This is a genomic window from Nonomuraea rhizosphaerae (genome assembly GCF_019396405.1).
Lineage (GTDB): Bacteria > Actinomycetota > Actinomycetes > Streptosporangiales > Streptosporangiaceae > Nonomuraea > Nonomuraea rhizosphaerae.
In genome coordinates, this window is sequence record NZ_JAHKRL010000102.1 from 1 (window position 1) to 19,408 (window position 19,408).

Here is a 19,408-nt window from a genome sequence, read left to right on the forward strand (position 1 = left end):
GGGTGGCCGGGACGCAGACCCGGTGGGCGCGGCCGGGGTAGCCGGGCGCCAGCTCGCCGCCGAGCCGGTCGAGCCGCTCCAGGCGGTCCGGCCGCTCCTGGGCGGGGCCCTCGACCGAGGCCAGGGCCTCCGTCGCCGACTGCATGGCGATCGACAGGTCGCGCTCGGCCTCGGCGACGGAGGGCAGGTCCGCGCGCGGGGGCCGCGACTCGTGCACGACCAGCCGTACCCCGACATAGGACGATCCGCGCAGGTCAAGCGCGGGCACCAGCCCGAGGGGGCCGGCGGTGAGCACGGCGATCGCGGCCTGGCCCGCGTCGACGGCGGCGGCGTTGAACGAGGGTGGCCCGGACAGGCCGAGCGGGTCGCCGGGGGCGGGCAGCGCCAGCCGCAGCTCGGTGAGACCGTCGGAGCGCAGCCCGGCGAGGAAGGCCCGCAGTGTCACCTCGGCGTTGGGGTCGTCCGGAAGGTTCGCCACAGTGGGGCCCGCGACGGCTTCGACACGGTCGGCGGCCTCGTCCAGGCCCGTGTGACCGGAAAGCCATGCGTTGCCCCAGGCGACCAGCACCGGAGCGACCAGCGGGAGAGCATCAGGCGATTCAGGAGGCACCGGTCCACGATATGCGCTCGCCCTGCAATAGGTTTGTCCCGAGGTTGCTCCTATACGAGGAGGATTAAGGGATGGGTGGTCAGGTGCTGCGGCTCCAGGACGTCGCCGTCAGGCGCGACGGGGCGGCCTTGCTGCGCGGCATCGACTGGACGGTCAACGAGGACGAGCGTTGGGTCGTCATCGGGCCGAACGGCGCGGGCAAGACGACGTTGCTGCAGGTCGCCGCGACGCTGCTGTACCCGAGCGAGGGAGTCGTGGAGGTGCTGGGCGAGCGGCTCGGCCAGGCCGACGTCTTCGACCTCCGGCCGCGCATCGGGCTGGCGAGCGCCGCGCTGGCCGAGCGCATCCCTCCGGAGGAGAAGGTCATCGACCTGGTGCTGACCGCCTCGTACGCGATCATGGGCCGGTGGACCGAGGAGTACGACTCCAACGACGTGACCAGAGCCGTCGAGCTGATCGACATGATGGGCGCCGCGCACCTGATCAGGCGCAGGTTCGGCACGCTGTCGGAGGGTGAGCGCAAGCGCGTGCAGATCGCCCGCGCGCTCATGCCCGACCCCGAGATGCTGCTGCTCGACGAGCCGGCCGCCGGGCTCGACCTGGGCGGGCGCGAAGACCTGGTGCGCCGCCTGTCGCTGCTGGCGGGCGACCACCGCTCGCCGACGATGGTGCTGGTGACGCATCACGTGGAGGAGGTGCCCAGCGGGTTCACCCACGGGCTGCTGCTCAAGCACGGCTCCGTGGTGGCCCAGGGGCCGCTGGAGCACGTGATGACCGCCGACAACCTGTCGCACACGTTCGGGGTGCCGCTGTCGGTCGAACGCAGCGCCGAGGGCCGCTGGTACGCCCGCGCCCACTGACGACAAAAGCAGCTAGACCAGTACGTACGCTAGATCGCTTTTCTGCTCCGTACGGCCAGTAGCATCTACGAAGTCGGTCCCCTCGGCTTCGGAGCGTCGCCATGTCCACGGAGCAGCTCATCGTCGCCCTCGTCCTGGTCGCGGCGGTGGGGTTCGGCGTGATCCGCACGGTGCGCATCATCCCCCAGGCGACCGCGGCGATCATCGAGCGGCTCGGCCGCTACCATCGCACGCTGCGGCCGGGCCTGAACCTGGTGGTGCCGTTCGTCGACCGGATCAAGGACATGATCGACCTCAGGGAGCAGGTCGTCTCGTTCCCGCCGCAGCCGGTGATCACCTCGGACAACCTGGTGGTCTCGATCGACACGGTCATCTACTTCCAGGTGACCAATCCGAAGGCGGCCACGTACGAGATCGCGAACTTCCTGGTCGGCGTCGAGCAGCTGACCGTCACCACGCTGCGCAACGTGGTCGGCGGGATGGACCTGGAGAGCACGCTGACCTCCCGCGAGGAGATCAACACCGAGCTGCGCGGGGTGCTCGACGAGGCGACCGGCAAGTGGGGCATCCGGGTCAACCGGGTCGAGCTGAAGGCCATCGACCCGCCGTCCTCCATCCAGGACTCGATGGAGAAGCAGATGCGCGCCGACCGTGACAAGCGGGCCGCGGTGCTGGCGGCGGAGGGGCAGCGGCAGGCGGCCATCCTGACGGCGGAGGGCGAGCAGCAGGCGGCGGTGCTGCGGGCGCGCGGCGAGGCGGAGGCGGCCGTCCTGCGCGCGCAGGCGGAGGCCGAGGCGCAGGCCATGCGGGCCAAGGGGCAGGCCGACGCGATCGGCATGGTGTTCAAGGCGATCCACGAGGGCAACCCGGACCAGCGGCTGCTGGCCTACCAGTACTTACAGACGCTGCCCGAGATCGCCAAGGGCGAGGCCAACAAGATCTGGATCGTGCCGTCGGAGATGGGCAAGGCGCTGGAGAACCTGGGCGGGCTGTTCACGCCCCCCAAGGACAACCCAGACAAGTAGCCCACCTAAGCTCGGACGGATGACAGTGTGGGAGGCGGTCGCGATCTTCGCGGCCGGGTTGGCGGCCGGGGCGATCAACGCGGTGGTCGGGTCGGGCTCGCTCATCACGTTCCCCGCGCTCGTGGCCTTCGGCGTGGACCCCGTCACGGCGAACGTCTCCAACAACATCGGCCTGGTTCCCGGCTCCCTCACCGGCGCGTACGGCTACCGCGCCGAGCTGGCCGGGCAGCGCGATCGGCTGCTGCGGCTCGGCCCGGCCTCGGCGATCGGGGCGCTGATCGGCGGGATCCTGCTGCTGTTCCTGGACCCGGACGTCTTCCACGTGGTCGTGCCGGTGCTCATCGCCGTGGCCTGTGTGCTGGTCGTGGTGCAGCCCAGGCTCAACGCCCGCCTCGCGGCCCGGCGCGAGCAGAGCGACCCGCACGGCGGGGTGCTGCTCTGGCTGAGCGTGCTGGGGGCCGGGATCTACGGCGGCTACTTCGGCGCGGCCCAGGGCGTGCTGCTGATCGGGCTGCTCGGCAGCCTGCTGCCCGAGCCCTTGCAACGGGTGAACGCGGCCAAGAACGTGCTGTCGCTGATCGTCAACGCCACGGCGGCCGTGCTGTTCGTCTTCATCGCCCCGGTGGACTGGTGGGCGGTGCTGGCGGTGGCGCTGGGCTCGACGGTCGGCGGGTTCGTGGGAGCGAGGGTCGGTCGTAAAATTCCGGCTCCGATCTTGCGCGGCGTCATCGTCTGCGTAGGCATTGTCGCCATATTCAAACTAGTGTACGGATAAATATCGATCATTCTGGGTATATCTCGTACATGAAGGGTGATCGGGTGGAGATCGTCATCGACGCGGGCGGCACCCCGCGCACCTACGAGGTAGCCGCCACCCGCGCGGGCCGCCGGGTCGAGGTGGCCACGCGGCGTGGGCTGATGGAAGTGAGCGAGGTGACCAGGAGCGGCACCGTGATCCGCACCGCGCGGTTCATGTCCAGCCGCATCCTGGCCCTGGTGGAGCACCCGGCCGACGAGGAGGAGCGCGACTAGCGGAAGTCGCCGGCGTGGTCCCCGGCCCACTCGCGGAACGTCAGCGCGGGCCTGCCGAGCAGCCTCGGCACGGTGTCGGTGACCCGCTCCGGCGCGTCCACGAACGAGCGCCACGTCGCCAGCGCGCCGTCCACGAACGTCGCCTCGCCCCACGAGCCCAGCAGCCATTCGCGGGCCTCGTCCGGCGGCATCTCCTCCCACCGCACCTCCCGCCCGACCACCTCGCCGATGATCCGCGCCTGCTCGGCCTGGGTGAGCTGCTCGGGCCCGCTGAGCACGTACCTGGCCCCGCCGTGCCCGGCCGAGGTGAGCACGTGCACGGCCACGGCCGCGATGTCCTTCTCGTGAATGAGTGCCCTGCGCGCCTCCCCGTACGGCCAGCGCACCACGCCCTGCCTGATCTGCTCCGCCCAGCCCAGGGTGTTGGCCGCGAAGCCGCCGGGCCGCAGGAACGTCCAGGACAGCCCGGTGTGCCTGATCAGCCGCTCGATCTCCTGGTGGAACAGCGTGGGCCGCTCGTCGTCGGCGAGGTCCTCGACGTCGGCCGACAGGTAGACGATCCGGCGCGCGTGCGCGGCGACGAGCTTCACCACCGGCGCCGCGGTCGCCGCCGCGAAGCCCGGCCAGATCAGGAAGACGCTCTCCACGCCCTCCAGGGCAGGCTCCAGCGTCTCAGGGGCGAACAGGTCGCCCTTGACCGCCTCGACGCCCTCGGGCGCTCTCGCCGGGTCGCGTACCAGGGCGCGAACCTCCAGGCCCGCGGCCGTGAGCTGGGATACGACGTGTCTGCCGACGTTGCCGGTCGGCCCGGTCACCAGGATCATGCCTCGACCGTAGGAACTCAACCAAGGTTCAGGTCAAGCTGGGCCGCACCTGGATCGTCCCGTCGCGCCTGATCCGCGTCTCGAACAGCGGCGCGGGCGCGGTCGCCGGGCCGTGCTCCACCGAGCCGTCGGCCAGCCGGAACATGCTGCCGTGCCAGGGGCAGACCACGCACGCCTCGCCGTTCTCCACCACGAGCCTGCCCTGGTGCAGCGGGCCGGCCAGGTGCGAGCAGCGGTCGGCGAGCACGGTGACGGCCTCGCCGTTGCGCAGCACGAAGAGCTGGATGTAACCCAGCCGCCGCGACACCGGGCGGCCCTCGGGCAGGTCGGTGATCGGGCACAGGTCGTGCCAGCCCAGCGGCACCAGATGGGAGACCTGGGGCGCGTGGTTGGCGCCCGCCGCCTGCCGGTAGGCCATGTGGCCGCCCAGGTAGGCGCCCAGGCCGCCGGCGCTGAGCCCGGCGACGGTCAGCAGCCTGCCGGTCCGCTCCTGGCCGCGCATCCTGGCCAGCAGCGACGCGGAGAACAGGCCGAGCGAGGCCACGTTCGCCAGCATGTGCACGAACCCGACCCGCTGCTGCTCGCGGTGGAGCGAGGACCAGTCGGTCATCCCGGCCGCGACGGTCGGCAGCGTGCTGCCGATGCCGGTGGCCAGCAGCACCCGCGCGGCGCGCGGATCGACGTCGGTGCGGTCGAGCACCGCGGCGGACATGAAGCAGCCCAGACTGACCGTGGCGAGCGGCGGGTGCAGCGGTTTGCCCGTGGGCACCCCGTGCAGCCAGTCGCGCACCCGCCCTGGTTTGATCTTGTCGCGTACGGCCTTGGCCAGCACCCGGATCGGGCGGTCCATGGCCTTGGTCTTCTCGAGCCGGTCGGCCAGCTCGACCGGCCCCGTGAAGCGCCGCAATGGCCGACGCTTCGCTCGTACTGTCTCATTCACGACAAGTCCCCTACCCCGGGCATGAGGGCATCACTCGGACAGATGCCCTCGGGCGACCGAGAGTTCGACCAGCTCAAGAGCGTACGCCCCCAGCGACGGAGATCCGTCCTCGATGAGCCGCACCTTCTCCTTCACCTGTGTGGCCGTCACCTTGAACAGCCCCCAGGTGCCGCCCTCGGTGTGGTGGTTGGCCAGGATCGGCGCGAACCGGTCGAGGGCCCTGGCGAACTTCGCCTCCCGCGTCTCGCGGGCCTCGAACTCGTCCCACAGCTCCCGCATCCGCACGCCCTGCTCGCCCGGCAGCAGCGCGAAGATGCGGTCGGCCGCGGCGCGCTCGGCGTCGGCCTGGACGGCCACCGCGGCCGCGTCGTAGATGAAGGTGTCGCCGGCGTCGATCTCGACGAGGTCGTGCACCAGGAGCATGGCGACGACCCGTTGGATGTCGGTCCCGGGTGGGGCGTGCTCGCCGAGGACCATCGCCAGCATGCCCACGTACCAGGAGTGCTCTGCGTCGTTCTCCCGCCTCGAACCGTCCATGAGATGGTTGCGGCGGATGACCCGCTTCAACTTGTCGATCTCGACGGCGAAGGCGATCTGGGCGGTCAGGCGGTCCTCTTCTGGCACGATAGTCACGCGCGACACCCTAATGTGCGGTGATCACGCCGGTTGGTAAAATCGTTACCGGAACCCCGTTGAACACGGCATTTCCCGACGGAACGTCTATAGCCGACTCATCGGTCAGCGTGTTGACGCTCACCCCGGCGTGCTCGGCGGCGACCGTCTGGGCGCTGCCCGCGTGCCCCCAGCCGTGCGGCAGGCTCACCACGCCCGGCATGATCGTGTCGGTCGGTTCGAGCGGCACCCTCAGCTCGCCCTTCGCCGAGCGGACCACCGCCTCCCCGCCCAGCCCCAGCCTGGCCACGTCGGCCGGGTGGATCTGCAGCGTGCAGGTGTTGGTGCCGCCGACCAGCGGGCCCAGGTTGTGCATCCAGCTGTTGTTGGAGCGCAGGTGACGCCGCCCGATCAGGACGATCTCCGGCGGCTCCTCCTCCAGCTTGCCGCGCAGCCGCTCCACGTCCTCGATGAGCTGCGGCGGCGCCAGCTCGATCACCCCGGACGCGGTCCTCAGCACCTCCTCCAGCCGGGGCTGCAGCGGCCCGAGGTCCAGGCCGTGCGGGTTGTCGAGCAGCTTGCGCAGCGACAGGTCGCCCTTGCCCGCCCACTCCCCGTACGGCCCCAGCTTGAGCATCAGGTCGAGCCGCAGCTCGGCCCCCGACTGGCCGTCCAGCTCGGCCCGCAGCTCGGTCACGTCCCGCCCGTGCACGCCCGACCCCGGCAGGTCCACGGCCTTGCGCAGCATCTGGCCGATGACGAACTCGTCGAGGTCGCCGTCCAGCCCCGAGGCGATCATGGTCAGCCTGGCCAGGATCTGCGCCTCCGACGGCTGCCCGTCCAGCGGCAGCGACGGCGGCGAGTAGCGGGCGTAGTTGCGCACCGCGAAGTTGAGCAGCGCGAAGTCGTAGTGGCCGGCCGTCAGGACGCGCGGCGGCGGCAGGATGACGTGGGCGTGCCTGGTGGTCTCGTTCAGGTACGGGTCCACGCTGACCATGAAGTCGAGCCGCCCGAACGCCGCGTCGAGCCGGTCGCCGTTCGGCGCGGACAGCACCGGGTTGCCCGCGATGGTGAGCAGGAAGCGCACCTGTCCCTCGCCCGGCGTCTCGATCTCGTCGGCGAGCGTGGCGACCGGCAGCTCGCCGTTCGCCTCGGGCAGCTGCCTGACGCGGCTCTTCCACCGGCCCACCGTGTACGGCCGCCGGGCCACCCCGAACTCCGTGGCCGGTTTGGCGAACATGACGCCGCCGGGCCGGTCCAGGTTGCCGGTGATCACGTTGAGCACGTCCACCAGCCACTGGGCCAGTGTGCCGAACTCGGCCGTGCAGGTGCCGATCCTGGCGTACACGGCCGCCGTCCTGGCCGCCGCCAGCTCCCTGGCCAGCCGTACGATCACCTCGGCGGGCACGCCGGTGCGGCGGGAGACGACGTCGGGCGGGAAGTGCTTGGCCGCCTCACGGACCTCGGCCAGGCCGTTGACCTCGTGCCGCACCGAGGCCAGCTCCTCGGCGAAGATCGTGTGGACGATGCCGAAGAGCAGGTACGCGTCGGTGCCGGGACGGACGAAGACGTGCTCGTCGGCCATGCCGGCGGTCCGGGTGCGGCGCGGGTCGACCACGACCAGCTTGCCGCCGCGGGCGCGCAGCGCCTTGAGCCGGCCGGGGAAGTCGGGCGCGGTGCACAGCGAGCCGTTGGACTCCAGCGGGTTGGCGCCCAGCATCAGCAGGTAGTCGGTCCTGTCCAGGTCGGGTACCGGCACGGCGAGCGGATGGCCGAACATCAGCCCGCTGGCCACGTGCTTGGGCATCTGGTCGGCGGTGCTGGCGGAGAAGATCTGGCGGGTGCCGAGCGACTTCAGCAGCGGCGTGCCGTAGAGCTGGCCGGCCATGTTGTGCACGTTCGGGTTGCCGAGGTAGACGCCGACCGACTGGCGGCCGTGCCGCTCGGTGACCTCACCGAGCCCTCGCCTGACCGCGGCGAACGCCTCGTCCCAGGTGACCTCGCGCCACAGCTCGCCCTCCCGGATCAGCGGCTTGCTCAGCCGGTCGGGGTCCTCGTCGAGCCGCCCCAGGCTGGCGCCCTTGGGGCAGATGAAACCCCTGCTGAACGGGTCCTCCTTGTCGCCCCGCACGCTCGTCACGTGCCCGCCGTCGTCGAGGGTGAGCGTGAGGCCGCAGACGGCCTCGCACAGGGGACAGGTCCGGTGGACGGTCGAGGTCATCACGACTCCTGAGTTCGCCAACTGGACTCATCTTGGACCGTCCTCGACGCATGGGGAAGCCCCGGGGCCCCCGCGGTCCCCCGGGGCTCTTACTGGAGATGCGCCTCGGCCCATGCCCGGGACACTCCCCAGGTCAAGGGGAGGCCGTCAGCCGGCCCGCGGCACGGCCAGAGGCGCTCGCAGATCAGGAGGCTCCTCGAGATCGCTCCGAAGCGGGACCCAGGCCCGGCCGTAGAGCCGCTCCAGCCCGGGGGAGGTCGAGCCGGGCGTCTCCTCGCGCCGGACGATCTGCACCGTCAGCAGGTTCGCCCACCTGCGGTGCCGGTAGACGCCGGCGCTGGTGGCCCAGCAGGCGGCCGCGATCTCGTCGGTGTAGGCCTCGAAGCCCGCGGCGGAGATGCCCGCCCTCACCATGACGAGGGCCTTCTCGCCCGTACGGGTGGGGGTGATCCACAGCACCAGCGGGATCTGGCCCCCGCGGGTGCGCATCGTGGTCTCCAGGCACGTCCTCTGCAGCCGGTGCCGGGACACGACGCACCAGACGTGCGCCGTGATCCAGTTACGGCCGGCCCTCGTCGCGGCCGGAACCGAGATCGCGCTGCTCAGCGCGATGAAGGGCCACCAGTGGCCCTGCTGGGTCGCGCCCAGCAAGGCCGTCGTGAACAGGGCGAGCGCCGCGATCAGCAGCAGCTCCGTGCGGACGCGCCAGAGTCTGGCGAGCAGGCTGGACCGGGCGGGTGGCAGGTCCTCCGCGCCCGGGTACCTCTGGTTACGGGGATTCCTCGGCATCTCAGGACACCTCCTCGGCGACTCGCGAGGGGGTCTTGAGCTGGTCGAACCGGGGGTCGCGGTAGCGACGTGAGCCGAATCCGGTCTTGGTGACGGTCCAGCCTCGCCGGTAGGCGAACTCATCCGGCTCCGCGCAGATCTCTCGGTCGGCCCAGGCGATGAGTTCCCGGATCCGGGACTTGATTCGGCTGAGTCCCTTGGTACCTTGTGAGTACATGGAACACCTCTTTCGCGGCATTACTCGAGGTGGGTTCGTTAGCCGGATCGCAGGCTGATGGCCGGTCCCGCCGCAGGGTGGCAGCCCTTTGACGCGGCGATCAGGCGGTCAGCCTGGGTCCGGTTCGTTCTTTCTGGATGCTCAAACAGGCGACTTAGGCTGTCGCGGTCGAATGAGCGGCATGCGTGGCGGTTTGTTAAATGAGTGCGGGGTCCTCTCGGCAAGCAGCCTCCCTGGGGCAGTAGTCCATATCCGGGGCGGCGACGTTGCCGGTGGTGCGGCCCGCGTGGCCGCCGAAGAGCATGGGCGGGAGTCCCGGTATATGTGGCCGTGTGGTCATCGCGGCCTCCTCGTCGTGGGGGACCCTCCGGCCTCGATCGTCCCTCCGCAGGCCCCCCGGTGCAATAGATTGAGCAAGAGAACTTGAGTTTTCTTCGGGCCTTGCTTGCATCTTTGCGATGCATCTGTAGCTGCAACTTGCACGCACGCCCTCAGCGGTCAGTGGGCCGAATCGGAACTCCCCGAACGTCCCGTTTCGCGGCCTATGCTGAGGGCGAATCTATGCCTATCCATAACATCTGCCCATGAAAGGCTTTCAGCAAGCCTGAGCGGCACTACTCGTGCAAGTTGCAGTGTAAGATTGGGTGAACGGCCCACGAACCCCGACTCCAAACGGTCCTTATCGGCTACACCTTCATTCCCGACGAGGAGAGTGGACGGTGCCATCGCAACAGGGCAGTCCGACTGTTCGCAGGCTCAGGCTCGGCCAGGAGCTGCGGCTCCTTCGCGAACGACGCAAGTTGACGGGGGCGAAGGCGGCCAGGGAGCTCGGCTGGAGCCCCAGCAAGGTCAGCCGGATCGAAGCGGCCAAGACGATGCCAAGTGCCGAGGACATCAAGGCTTTGGCGGAGCTGTACAAGGCCGACACCGAGAAACGTGACGAACTCTTCGCCCTGCTGAGGGATGCGGATCAGCGTGGGTGGTGGGAGGATTACGACGACGCCCTGCCGGAGGAGTACACGACATTCCTCGGCCTGGAGGCGGAGGCGACCATCCAGCGCAACTGGGAACCCCAGATCGTGCCGGGTCTTCTCCAAACCGAAGACTACGCTCGGGAGGTCGTCCTCTCGGTCAGCGGCATCTCTCGCATCACGCACAGCGGGGTCCGCAGCCGGGTCGAGGCGCGCCTGGCTCGCCAGCAGAGCGTCTTCCGCCGCTCGCAGGTGGTTCAGTGCCGTTTCGTCCTTGACGAGCCTGCTTTGATGCGTCGCTTCGGTGAGCCCTCGGTCATGCGAGAGCAGATGGAGCATCTCCTGGAGATGTCCCTCATGCCGCATGTCAGCGTGCAGGTGCTGACCATGGATGCGTTGCACCCCGTCAACACGGGCGCGTTCATCCATCTGAAGTTCGCGGAATTCGACGATGTTGTATACCTGGAGCAGCTTTATACCGCTCACTTCGTCGATGACCTCGAACGAGTAGCCGGCTATGAAGCAGCCTTCGATCACATCAGGTCTCAGGCGCTCGACGAGGACGAGTCACGTGTCCTCATCCAGCGCAAAGCGATGATGTGGCGAGGCTGAGCGATCCCACAACAAGGGGCAATGGTGCCCCTTCGCCCGTTTTGGGGAGAAAATGTACATCGATCACAAGGTTGCGACCTGGCAGAAGAGCAGCTTCTGCAACGGCGCGAGCAGCTGCGTCGAAGTCGCGTCCCTTGCCGACGGAAACGTCGCCTTGCGAGACGGGAAGGAGCAGGACGGACCCGTCCTGGTCTTCACCCCGGAGGAGTGGGCGGCCTTCACGGCCGGCGTACGCGACGGGGAGTTCGACCTGACCTCGCTGGCCGCGACCACAACAGCCTGACCTCGTGAAGAACGGCCCTGGCAGGTTGGTAGCGCAACACCATCAGGGCCGCCCCGCTGACTTCAGCTCCACACACCTGCGAGATCCGAAGATCTCCACATCTTGGCCCGAACGGACCTGGAGATCAACTAGCGACTCGCGTCGTTCGGGCAAGCGCGAGCAGGGTCTCACGGCCCCGGCGCCTCTGATCTCCCCTTGAACAGGCGTGACAACGGCCCGCATCTCCAGCAGGGATGCGGGCTGTTGTCACGCCCGGCCGGTCCTGAGGGCGCGGACCAGGAAGATCGAGCTCACCCCGGCCAGCACGGCCAGCGCCGCGCAGCCGATCGCGGTCGTCATCGGCGCCGGGCCGCCCGACTGGGTCAGGGAGATGAACAGCGTGCCGACCGTCGCGACCCCGATGACCTGGCCGAGCTGGATCACGGTCAGCAGCGCGCCGCTCGCGTCGGCGGCGTAGCGGTCCTCGACGTGCTGGGTCGCCAGGTTGGTCACCGCGACCTGCACCCCGATCCCGGCCCCGACGAGCGCGCTCATGACCGCGTACGGGACACCGCCGCCGGCGGCGAGGCCGAGACCGAAGTAGGCGGGCGCGGCCACCACGTAACCGAACGGCACCAGCGAGCGCTGCAGCTGGGGCGGCAGCAGCGGCCAGGCCAGGCCCACGCCGGCGAACGCCAGCGCGCACGGCACCAGCATCATGCCCGCGGCCAGCGGCGACATGTGCAGGTCGCCCTGGAGGTGCAGCGCCGAGGTGAACAGGAACGCGCCCCACGTGGCCGGGCCGAACAGCAGCACGGCCAGGCCGGGCCGCATGCCGGGCGCGCGCAGCACGCCCGCGTTCACCAGGGGACGCCCGCCGCTGTCGGTCACCCAGCGCTCGACGCGGACGAACACGGCGAAGGCCACCGGGCTCAGCGCCATCGAGATCCAGCCCCACAGCGGCCAGCCGAGGTTCCTGCCGAGCACGAGCGGCACCACGAGCAGCAGCACGGCCGCCGACAGGCTCAGCAGGCCCCACGGGTCGAGCCCGCGCCGGCCGCCGCCCTCGTCAGCGGGGAGCACCCACAGCCCCACGACCAGCAGCAGCGCGCCGATCGGCACCAAGGTCAGGAAGACGATCCGCCAGCCGGTGCCGAACCCGAGCAGGATCCCGCCGAGCGCCTGCCCGGCCACCATGCCGCCGCTGATCACCGCCGACCACAGACCCAGCGCCCGGCCCCTGGCCGCGCCGTGGTAGTTGCGCTGGATCAGCGTCATCACCTGGGGCATCATCAACGCGGCGCCGGCGCCCTGGGCCAGCCGGAAGCCGACCAGCGCGGCCGTGCCGGGGGACAGGCCCGCGCCCAGCGTGGTCAGGGTGAACACCGCGAGCCCGGCCAGGAACGTCCTGCGGTAGCCGAACAGGTCGCCGAGCCTGGCGCCGGTGATCAGGAGGACGGCGTAGACGATGGTGTAGCCGGCGACGATCATCTGCAGACCGGCGCCGGAGGAGTGGAGGTCGGTCTCGATCGTGGGGGTGGCCACGTTGACGATGTTGACGTTCAGGATGGCCAGGAACTGCCCCACGAGGATGACCGTCAGGAGCAGCCCGCCGGTCCTGGTCCTCGCCGGTCGCGGTGGCGCCGGGGCATGCGGGACCAGAGGTGCGGGTCGGGTCATGTCCTAAGTGTGCGGGCGATCCAGTACCAGTAACGAGAGCCCCTTTATACTGGTACTGACGCTACCTGGCTGAGCGGCGCCCGCCCTCCCGCAGTGAAGTGGTGACCGTGACGGAGACCAGACGCACCGATCTCTCGGCGTTCCTGCGCTCGCGGCGCGAGCGGATCACGCCCGAGATGGTGGACCTGGCGCCGGGGCCGCGCCGGCGCACCCCGGGGCTGCGCCGCGAGGAGGTCGCCCAGCTCGCCGGGGTGGGCGTGACCTGGTACACGTGGCTGGAGCAGGGCCGTCCGATCAACGCCAGCGGTCAGGTGCTCGACGCGATCTCGCGTACGCTGCGGCTCGACCCGGCCGAGCGGCAGCACCTCTACCGGCTGGCCGGGCAGCCCGGCGGGGCCGTCGTCGCCGACTCCGCGCAGGTGACGCCGGAGATGCGCGGCATACTCGACCAGCTCGGCGAGATGCCCGCGGTCATCTCCAACAGCCGCTGCGACGTCCTGGCCTGGAACTCCGCGTACGGGGCGCTCTTCCCCGAGATCACCGGGGCGCCGGAGGGCGAGCGCAACACGCTGTGGCAGACGCTGCTGTGCCCCTCCTGGACCGCCGAGCTCGTCAACCGGGACCAGGAGCTGGCCCGGGCCGTCGCGATCTTCAGGGGCGCCTACAGCCGTCACACCGACGACCCGTCCTGGCAGGACTTCGCCCGGCGGCTGGTGCGGGAGAGCGCGGAGTTCGCCCGGCTGTGGGCGCGGCAGGACGTGGCCGAGCCCGGGCCGCGGCTGAAGTCGTACGAGCACCGGGTGGAGGGGCGGATGTCGTTCAGCACGACGAGCTTCGAGTGCTCCCAGGCGCCCGAGACCCGGATGATCGTCTACACCCCGGCTGACCGGCGCTGCCGCGAGGTCATGACCCGTCTTGTGACCGAAGGTCAGGGCCGTCAGTAGCTGCTGTGGTTCGTCCGCTCATGGCATGCTCGATGGCTGAACATCAGCATCTAGCGGAAGTGGCGGCACATGAGACTCCCCCGTGCCCTTCTCGTCGCGCCTCTCGCGGTGGCTCTGGCCGCCTGCTCGGCCGCGCAGTCGGAGGGGCGTCCGTCGCCACGCGACCAGGCCGCGGAGAAGCCGGGGGAGGCCACTCCCAAGGTCTCCGCCAAGCCCGCGCGCACACCGTACACGATCTCTTTCGGCGGGGATGTGCATTTCGAGGGGGTGCTGCGCAACAGGCTTAGTTCGCCCAGCACGGCGCTCGGGCCGATCGCCAAGGTGCTGCGCGCCTCGGACCTGGCGATGGTCAACCTGGAGACGGCGATCACGACGGGCGGGACGCCCGCGCCCGGCAAGCAGTTCACCTTCAGGGCGCCGGCCACCGCGTTCACCGCGCTCAAGGCCGCCGGCGTGGACGTGGTGTCGATGGCCAACAACCACGGCATGGACTACATGGAGACCGGGCTGGCCGACTCGCTCGCGGCGATCAAGAAGAGCAAGTTCCCGGTCGTGGGCATCGGGGCGAACTCCACGCAGGCCTACAAGCCGTTCAGGAAGACCGTGAACGGCAACCGCGTCTCGATCATCGGCGCCACGCAGGTGCTCGACGACGAGTTCATCCAGGCGTGGACGGCCACGGCGGACAAGGGCGGTCTCGCCTCGGCCAAGGACGAGGCCCGGCTGCTGCAGGCCGTACGGGCGGCGCGCAAGAACTCCGACACCGTCATCGTCCACCTGCACTGGGGCACCGAGCTGCAGAAATGCCCCAACCAGGCGCAGCTCTCGCTCGGCCCGAAACTGGTCAAGGCGGGCGCCGACGTGGTGGTCGGCGGGCACGCGCACATCCTGCTCGGCGCCGGCTACATGGGCAACAGCTACGTCAGCTACGGCTTGGGCAACTTCGTCTTCTACAGCTCCTCGGCCAGTACGACCGGCAGGACGGGCGTGCTGACGCTGACCATCAACGGGCGCAAGGTGCTCAAGGACCGCTGGACGCCCGCCACGATCCAGGGCGGCATACCCGTCCCCATGACGGGAACAGCCAGGACACAGGCGGTCACCGACTGGAGAGCCCTGCGCTCGTGCACGGGTCTGGCCGCTCGTCCTTGACGGGGCCTATCATTGGACCCGTCGTCCAATAGGAGGTCGGGATGCGCTGGGTCGAGTCGGATGACGCACGGCTGGCCGTCTACGAGGAGGGCGATCCAGGCAGCCCCACGATCCTCCTCGTCCATGGATATCCCGACTCGCACCGGGTCTGGGACGAGGTGGCCGAGCGCCTGCGCGACCGCTTCCACGTGGTCCGCTACGACGTGCGCGGGACGGGCGCCTCGACCCTGGGGCGTGACGGCACCCTCGAACGGCTCGCGGGCGACCTCGCGGCGGTGCTCGACTCGATCGGCAAGCCGAGCGTGCACCTGGTCGGCCACGACTGGGGGTCGCTGCAGGGCTGGGACGCGGTGACCCGGCCGGGGATCCGCGAGTGCGTCGCCTCCTTCACCAGCTTCGGCGGGCCGGGGCTCGCGCAGTGGCAGGAGTTCCTGCGGCACGGGCGGCGGCGCGACGTCCTGGGGCAGCAGGCCAGGTCCTGGTACATGGGCGTGATCCAGCTCCCCCGGCTGCCCGAGCTGGCCTGGAACACCTTCCTGCCGAAGGCGCTGGAGCGGGTGACGCTGGCGCGCGAGGGCGTCGCCCCGCGACCGGGGCACCCGGCCGACACGCTGGCCGCCGACGCGCGCAACGGACTGCGGCTCTACCGGGACAACATGGGCGACGGGGCCTACGGCGGGGACCCGAACGTCTCCGTGCCCGTCCAGCTCATCGAGACCACCCGCGACCCGTTCGTCTCCGCCGCGCTGCTGGACTCGCTCGGGCAGTGGGTGCCGCGGTTCTGGCGCCGGAAGATCGTCGCCGGCCACTGGGCGCAGCGCAGCCATCCCGACGTCGTCGCCAGGATGATCGCCGAGTTCGCCACGCACATCGACGGCGGCCCGGCCGTGCGGGAGCTGAGCGCGGCACGTAGCGAAAAGCAACAGAAAGCTTTCCACCGGCGACTGGTGGTGATCACAGGGGCGGGTAGCGGGATCGGGCGCGCCACCGCGCGGGCCTTCGCGGCGCACGGGGCCGAGATCGTCTGCGCGGACCTCGACCTCGACGCGGCGGCGCGCACGGCTGACGGCATCGCCAAGGAGCTGGGCGGGACGGCGCACGCCGTGAAGGTCGACGTAGGGGACACCGAGGCCATGGAGGCCTTCGCGGCGAACGTCCGCGCCGAGCACGGCGTGCCGGACATCGTGGTGAACAACGCCGGCATCGCGGTCAGCGGGCCGTTCCTCGACCACTCCGTGGACGACTGGCGCAGGACGCTCGACGTGAACCTGTGGGGCGTCATCCACGGGTGCCGGCTGTTCGCCGCGCAGATGGTGGAGCGCGGGGAGGGCGGCCACATCGTCAACATCGCCTCGCTGGCCGCGTTCGTGCCGACGCAGCTGCTGCCCGCGTACTCGACCTCCAAGGCGGCGGTCAAGATGCTCGGCGACTGCCTGCGCGGTGAGCTGGCCGGGCACGGGATCGGCGTCACGACGATCTGCCCCGGATTCATCTCCACCGCGATCGCCCGCAACGCCAAGTACGTGGGGACGGACCTCCGGAAGGCGGCCGAGGAGGCCATCGCCCGGCGCGGCTACCCGCCCGAGCGGGTCGCCGCCCACATCCTGCGCGCCGTCCACCGCGACCGGGCCCTCGTGCCCGTCAACGCCGAGGGGAAGATCGGGTACGCGCTCTCCCGGATCTCGCCCGGGGCGCTGCGGCGGATCACGCGCATGAGCGGAGCCGTGGGAAATCCGCCATTCGCCAGGTAACGATCGTGTTCTTCGGGAGAAGATGGAGCCGTGTCCTCCCCGATGATTGAAGACGACTGTGCGCAGCCCAGGTCGCTCCGGCGGCAGCCGACACAGCGTCGCAGCGCGCGCCGCGTCGAGCGGATGCTCGACGCGTGCGCCGAGCTGCTCGACGAGATCGGCTACGAGGGGCTCTCCACCACCCGCATCGCCGAACGCGCCGGCGTCGCGATCGGGTCGGTCTACCAGTTCTTCCCCGACAAACGGGCCATCACCCAGGAGCTGACCAGGCGCAACGTCGAGCAGTTCGTCTCGCGCGTCGGCCGCCGCTTCCTCGACGAGGACTATCGGGGATGGTGGGAGGCGGTCGACGCGATCATCGACGAGTTCGTCGACATGCACAGGACCGTTCCCGGGTTCCGCAGCCTGCACTTCGGCGACGTCGTCGACCTGAACCTGCTCGACTCCGACTCCGACAACAACACCGTGATCGCCGGACGGCTGCGCGGGCTGCTGCTCAAGGAGTTCGGGCTCGCCGACAGCCAGGAGCTGGACGTGGCGGTGCTGGTGGCCGTCGAGGCCGGCGACGCCGTGCTCAAGCTGGCCTTCCGGCGCGACCCCGACGGGGCGCCGGAGATCATCGAGGCGGCCAAGCAGCTGATCCGGGGGTTCCTGTCCCGCCAGCTCAAGGCCTGGACGCCGCGCGAGGCGTAGCGCGCCTCGGCGCCGCCCTGACGGGTCGGCCGGGCGCGATGCCGGTGTGGGTCGGCCGGGCGCAATGCAGCTGTTGGTCAGCCGGGCGCGTCCGTCTCCTGGAGCGCTCTCAGCAACTCCGGGAGCCAGGCCGGCGTCGAGGCGTGGTGGCCCGACCTGCCGGGCGGCGCGACGTCCGGCTCCGGCACGAGGGCCGTCACGGGCGGCTCGGGCCTGCGCGACCTGCCGGGCGCGCACGGCGCCGGGAACGACACCGGCCGCGCGTCGCGCAGCTCCCGCGCCTGCAGCCGCGTCTCAAGGGCGTGAAGGTTACGCTCGGCCGATTGGAGGACCTCCAGCCGGGCCGAAAGGTAGCCGAGAGTCCCGGGGACGACGGCGGAGAGCACCACCGCACAGGCGATCGTGAAGGTCAGTTGCCCGGACATCACCATCGCCGCTCCCTCCGCCCGTGGCCGCGCGTGCCGGTGATATCCCCTTTGAACTGCGCGGACACGCTCTGCGTGGCGAGACTTTAACGCCGCGTTGCCGAACCCGGCCGACATCCACGATGTGCATTGACCGGGCAAAACCGCATGGGGCTCGATAGTCTCGCAGTGTGGCGCATGTGACCCGTGAGCACCTTGATCGCCTGCTAGAGCAGGCCCTGCTGGCCGACGACCACGGCTCGCTGGCCAAGCGGTTGTACGACGTCGCCCTCGGCTATTCGTCGGGCGACATCTCCAGGGCGTCCATCCTGGTCCTGGCCGCCGAGGAATGGCGAGCGGCGGGACAGCCCGCACGGGCGATGGAGTGCTTCCAGCGCGCGGTGGAGGACGGCGGCGAGTCGAGCATCGACCCGCGCGCCGGCATCGCCGACACGCTCTTCGAGCTCGACAGGCCGGACGAGGCGAGGGAGGTCATCGAGACGATGCGCGCCGAAGGCGGCATCACCACGGCGACCGCCCACACCATCGCCGAGACGCTGGTCGCCTACGGCGACCTGCCCGCCGGGCACGAATGGGCGACCCAGGCGGTGCTGGCCTGCGACAAGGACGATCCCGAGCAGGTGGCTCTGCTGCGGACCCGTTACCGCATCAGGGTCGACCTCGGGCTGCCGGAGGACGACCTGGACGCGCTGGTGTCCTGAGCGGCGGGGCCCCTGCGTACCCGAGCGGTGGTGGTACGCGGGGCGCCCGCCCTGGCTCGCTGTCCCCTGCGACGAGCCGGTCACTGTGCGCGTTGGGGCGTGCGCTCATCGTGCTGGGGATGCTCATCGTGCGGCAGAGGGTGCCCATCGTGCGGGACGGGGGTGCTCATCGTGCGGGACGGGGGGTGCCGTGGGCGGGTGGCGCGACCCGCGCACGGACGCCGGGGGAGCCTCAGTCGAGATCCAGTCCCTGGATGAGGCCGTTGAAGCCGTCGATGGCCGGATTGCGTTCCGGCAGCCGCGCCACGTCGTGCACGTCCTGCAGCGCCTCCGGCACCTCGGGCAGGACGGAGGCGATCGTCTGGCGCTTGACCTGCTCGACGGGCACCAGCAGGTCGACCGGCGACTGTGTGCCGGCGCCGACGATGCTCGACCCCTTGGGCAGGGTCTTCACGGTGCCCTTGGGCATCTCCACGGGCAGGACGCCGGTGCCGGGCATCGGGGGCAGCAGGGGCACGTCGGGCGCCTCCGCCACCCGCGACACGTCCTGCAGCCCCGCCGAACCCGGAGGGATGCCGCCGGGCAGGGACGGGACGCCCGCGGCGGCGGCCATCCCGGCCTGGTCGGCGACGTTCATCACGGAGCGTCCCGTCCCCAGGCCGGCCACGCCGAGCCGGTTGGCCAGCCGTACGGCCGCCATGGACAGCTTCTCGCTCGCCGAGTCGACCATGTGGGGAGCCTGCGCGGGGTCCAGGTCAAGGGCGGAGTCCTCGTCGCAGATCCTCGTGGTGGACGCCGGGGACTTGATGGCTGCGGAGGCGTCCACGCAGTCACGGGCGAGCGTGGGTCCGGCCGCCATCCAGCTCACTCCGGCGGTCAGCGTGGCCACCGCGAGGATGCTGCGGAACTTCCGAAATGACACTGCACGTCCCCCTGCTCGTTTCCGGTGATCCGACCAACGCTGAAGTTAGTCACTTTCAGGAGGGCCGCGTGTCGGCTTGCCTGAAGGGTGGAGCAACCCTTAACGAGCGGGCGCAGGCGTTGACCGTGCCATGGAAAGCCGACGCCCGGGAACCGACCGGTTCCC

21 protein-coding genes are annotated in these 19,408 nt (G+C 70.4%); 11 read left to right on the forward strand and 10 right to left on the reverse strand.

From position 1 onward, the window contains the following. Positions 1–610: Rv1486c family protein (locus tag KME77_RS04965; protein ID WP_219462403.1), on the reverse strand; the 610-nt coding region annotated here is incomplete at its 3' end. A 71-nt stretch (positions 611–681) separates the two neighbouring features. On the opposite strand from KME77_RS04965, the gene KME77_RS04970 reads away from it, so the two are divergent. The 4 genes from KME77_RS04970 to KME77_RS04985 all read left to right on the forward strand — a co-directional run bounded on the left by KME77_RS04970 (position 682) and on the right by KME77_RS04985 (position 3,527). Next, positions 682–1,470, forward strand: coding sequence for an ABC transporter ATP-binding protein (locus tag KME77_RS04970; RefSeq protein ID WP_219462404.1), 789 nt, complete (start codon positions 682–684; stop codon positions 1,468–1,470). Positions 1,471–1,571: 101 nt separating this feature from the next. Next, a complete protein-coding gene (locus KME77_RS04975) occupies positions 1,572–2,495 on the forward strand; it encodes an SPFH domain-containing protein (RefSeq protein ID WP_219462406.1) in 924 nt (307 codons plus the stop codon). Between the two features lie 19 nt (positions 2,496–2,514). After that, positions 2,515–3,270, forward strand: a complete 756-nt coding sequence (locus KME77_RS04980; RefSeq protein WP_219462408.1) for a sulfite exporter TauE/SafE family protein — start codon at positions 2,515–2,517, stop codon at positions 3,268–3,270. Positions 3,271–3,299: 29 nt separating this feature from the next. Next, positions 3,300–3,527 (forward strand): DUF8836 family protein, encoded by a 228-nt coding sequence (locus KME77_RS04985; RefSeq protein WP_219462409.1) that lies wholly within the window; start codon positions 3,300–3,302, stop codon positions 3,525–3,527. On the opposite strand, the gene KME77_RS04990 is transcribed toward KME77_RS04985, so the two are convergent. The 6 genes from KME77_RS04990 to KME77_RS05015 all read right to left on the reverse strand — a co-directional run bounded on the left by KME77_RS04990 (position 3,524) and on the right by KME77_RS05015 (position 9,130). After that, the gene (locus KME77_RS04990) at positions 3,524–4,351 is read right to left on the reverse strand and encodes an NAD(P)H-binding protein (RefSeq protein WP_219462411.1); all 828 of its coding nucleotides are present in this window, start codon (positions 4,349–4,351) and stop codon (positions 3,524–3,526) included. The genes KME77_RS04985 and KME77_RS04990 overlap by 4 nt on opposite strands. 28 nt (positions 4,352–4,379) lie before the next feature. Further along, the gene (locus tag KME77_RS04995) at positions 4,380–5,258 is read right to left on the reverse strand and encodes a Rieske (2Fe-2S) protein (protein ID WP_246609185.1); all 879 of its coding nucleotides are present in this window, start codon (positions 5,256–5,258) and stop codon (positions 4,380–4,382) included. Between the two features lie 63 nt (positions 5,259–5,321). Next, entirely contained in the window at positions 5,322–5,933 is a 612-nt protein-coding gene (locus tag KME77_RS05000; protein WP_219462413.1) for an HD domain-containing protein, read from the reverse strand. 1 nt (position 5,934) lies between these two features. Then, the gene (locus KME77_RS05005) at positions 5,935–8,124 is read right to left on the reverse strand and encodes a molybdopterin-dependent oxidoreductase (RefSeq protein WP_219462416.1); all 2,190 of its coding nucleotides are present in this window, start codon (positions 8,122–8,124) and stop codon (positions 5,935–5,937) included. A gap of 147 nt (positions 8,125–8,271) precedes the next feature. Beyond that, positions 8,272–8,913, reverse strand: a complete 642-nt coding sequence (locus KME77_RS05010; RefSeq protein WP_219462418.1) for a hypothetical protein — start codon at positions 8,911–8,913, stop codon at positions 8,272–8,274. 1 nt (position 8,914) lies between these two features. Then, positions 8,915–9,130 (reverse strand): hypothetical protein, encoded by a 216-nt coding sequence (locus KME77_RS05015; protein WP_219462421.1) that lies wholly within the window; start codon positions 9,128–9,130, stop codon positions 8,915–8,917. Between the two features lie 719 nt (positions 9,131–9,849). Between KME77_RS05015 and KME77_RS05020 the strand changes: the two genes are divergently transcribed. Both KME77_RS05020 and KME77_RS05025 read left to right on the forward strand, forming a co-directional pair. After that, positions 9,850–10,713 (forward strand): helix-turn-helix domain-containing protein, encoded by an 864-nt coding sequence (locus KME77_RS05020; RefSeq protein ID WP_219462423.1) that lies wholly within the window; start codon positions 9,850–9,852, stop codon positions 10,711–10,713. A 52-nt stretch (positions 10,714–10,765) separates the two neighbouring features. Beyond that, complete coding sequence (locus KME77_RS05025) at positions 10,766–10,996, forward strand: DUF397 domain-containing protein (RefSeq protein WP_219462424.1); 231 nt, start codon at positions 10,766–10,768, stop codon at positions 10,994–10,996. 246 nt (positions 10,997–11,242) lie between these two features. Here KME77_RS05025 and KME77_RS05030 read toward each other — a convergent pair whose 3' ends face one another. Beyond that, complete coding sequence (locus KME77_RS05030; RefSeq protein WP_219462427.1) at positions 11,243–12,655, reverse strand: MFS transporter; 1,413 nt, start codon at positions 12,653–12,655, stop codon at positions 11,243–11,245. Between the two features lie 107 nt (positions 12,656–12,762). On the opposite strand from KME77_RS05030, the gene KME77_RS05035 reads away from it, so the two are divergent. The 4 genes from KME77_RS05035 to KME77_RS05050 all read left to right on the forward strand — a co-directional run bounded on the left by KME77_RS05035 (position 12,763) and on the right by KME77_RS05050 (position 17,195). Further along, a complete protein-coding gene (locus KME77_RS05035) occupies positions 12,763–13,599 on the forward strand; it encodes a helix-turn-helix transcriptional regulator (RefSeq protein ID WP_219462429.1) in 837 nt (278 codons plus the stop codon). 69 nt (positions 13,600–13,668) lie between these two features. After that, positions 13,669–14,751 carry a CapA family protein gene (locus KME77_RS05040; RefSeq protein ID WP_219462432.1) on the forward strand — a complete coding sequence of 361 codons (1,083 nt, stop codon included), beginning with the start codon at positions 13,669–13,671 and terminating at the stop codon, positions 14,749–14,751. Positions 14,752–14,792: 41 nt separating this feature from the next. Continuing rightward, complete coding sequence (locus KME77_RS05045; protein WP_219462434.1) at positions 14,793–16,502, forward strand: SDR family oxidoreductase; 1,710 nt, start codon at positions 14,793–14,795, stop codon at positions 16,500–16,502. Between the two features lie 42 nt (positions 16,503–16,544). After that, positions 16,545–17,195: a TetR/AcrR family transcriptional regulator gene (locus tag KME77_RS05050; protein WP_246609186.1), complete on the forward strand. Its 651-nt coding sequence runs from the start codon at positions 16,545–16,547 to the stop codon at positions 17,193–17,195. Between the two features lie 77 nt (positions 17,196–17,272). On the opposite strand, the gene KME77_RS05055 is transcribed toward KME77_RS05050, so the two are convergent. Then, positions 17,273–17,620: a hypothetical protein gene (locus KME77_RS05055; RefSeq protein WP_219462435.1), complete on the reverse strand. Its 348-nt coding sequence runs from the start codon at positions 17,618–17,620 to the stop codon at positions 17,273–17,275. A gap of 170 nt (positions 17,621–17,790) precedes the next feature. Here KME77_RS05055 and KME77_RS05060 point away from each other — a divergent pair, with 170 nt between their 5' ends. Continuing rightward, positions 17,791–18,321 (forward strand): tetratricopeptide repeat protein, encoded by a 531-nt coding sequence (locus KME77_RS05060; protein WP_308250556.1) that lies wholly within the window; start codon positions 17,791–17,793, stop codon positions 18,319–18,321. A 232-nt stretch (positions 18,322–18,553) separates the two neighbouring features. On the opposite strand, the gene KME77_RS05065 is transcribed toward KME77_RS05060, so the two are convergent. Beyond that, on the reverse strand, positions 18,554–19,243 hold the full coding sequence (locus KME77_RS05065; RefSeq protein WP_219462438.1) for a hypothetical protein: 690 nt from the start codon (positions 19,241–19,243) through the stop codon (positions 18,554–18,556). Positions 19,244–19,408 lie beyond the last annotated feature (165 nt).

Coding starts and splice junctions, on each gene's coding strand:
- KME77_RS05050 (WP_246609186.1), top strand. CDS start 16,545: ATGATTGAAGACGACTGTGCGCAGCCCAGGTCGCTCCGGCGGCAGCCG.
- KME77_RS05040 (WP_219462432.1), top strand. CDS start 13,669: ATGAGACTCCCCCGTGCCCTTCTCGTCGCGCCTCTCGCGGTGGCTCTG.
- KME77_RS05030 (WP_219462427.1), bottom strand. CDS start 12,655: ATGACCCGACCCGCACCTCTGGTCCCGCATGCCCCGGCGCCACCGCGA.
- KME77_RS05025 (WP_219462424.1), top strand. CDS start 10,766: ATGTACATCGATCACAAGGTTGCGACCTGGCAGAAGAGCAGCTTCTGC.
- KME77_RS04985 (WP_219462409.1), top strand. CDS start 3,300: ATGAAGGGTGATCGGGTGGAGATCGTCATCGACGCGGGCGGCACCCCG.
- KME77_RS04970 (WP_219462404.1), top strand. CDS start 682: ATGGGTGGTCAGGTGCTGCGGCTCCAGGACGTCGCCGTCAGGCGCGAC.
- KME77_RS05015 (WP_219462421.1), bottom strand. CDS start 9,130: ATGTACTCACAAGGTACCAAGGGACTCAGCCGAATCAAGTCCCGGATC.
- KME77_RS04980 (WP_219462408.1), top strand. CDS start 2,515: ATGACAGTGTGGGAGGCGGTCGCGATCTTCGCGGCCGGGTTGGCGGCC.
- KME77_RS05055 (WP_219462435.1), bottom strand. CDS start 17,620: ATGTCCGGGCAACTGACCTTCACGATCGCCTGTGCGGTGGTGCTCTCC.
- KME77_RS04975 (WP_219462406.1), top strand. CDS start 1,572: ATGTCCACGGAGCAGCTCATCGTCGCCCTCGTCCTGGTCGCGGCGGTG.
- KME77_RS05045 (WP_219462434.1), top strand. CDS start 14,793: ATGCGCTGGGTCGAGTCGGATGACGCACGGCTGGCCGTCTACGAGGAG.
- KME77_RS05005 (WP_219462416.1), bottom strand. CDS start 8,124: ATGACCTCGACCGTCCACCGGACCTGTCCCCTGTGCGAGGCCGTCTGC.
- KME77_RS04990 (WP_219462411.1), bottom strand. CDS start 4,351: ATGATCCTGGTGACCGGGCCGACCGGCAACGTCGGCAGACACGTCGTA.
- KME77_RS05010 (WP_219462418.1), bottom strand. CDS start 8,913: ATGCCGAGGAATCCCCGTAACCAGAGGTACCCGGGCGCGGAGGACCTG.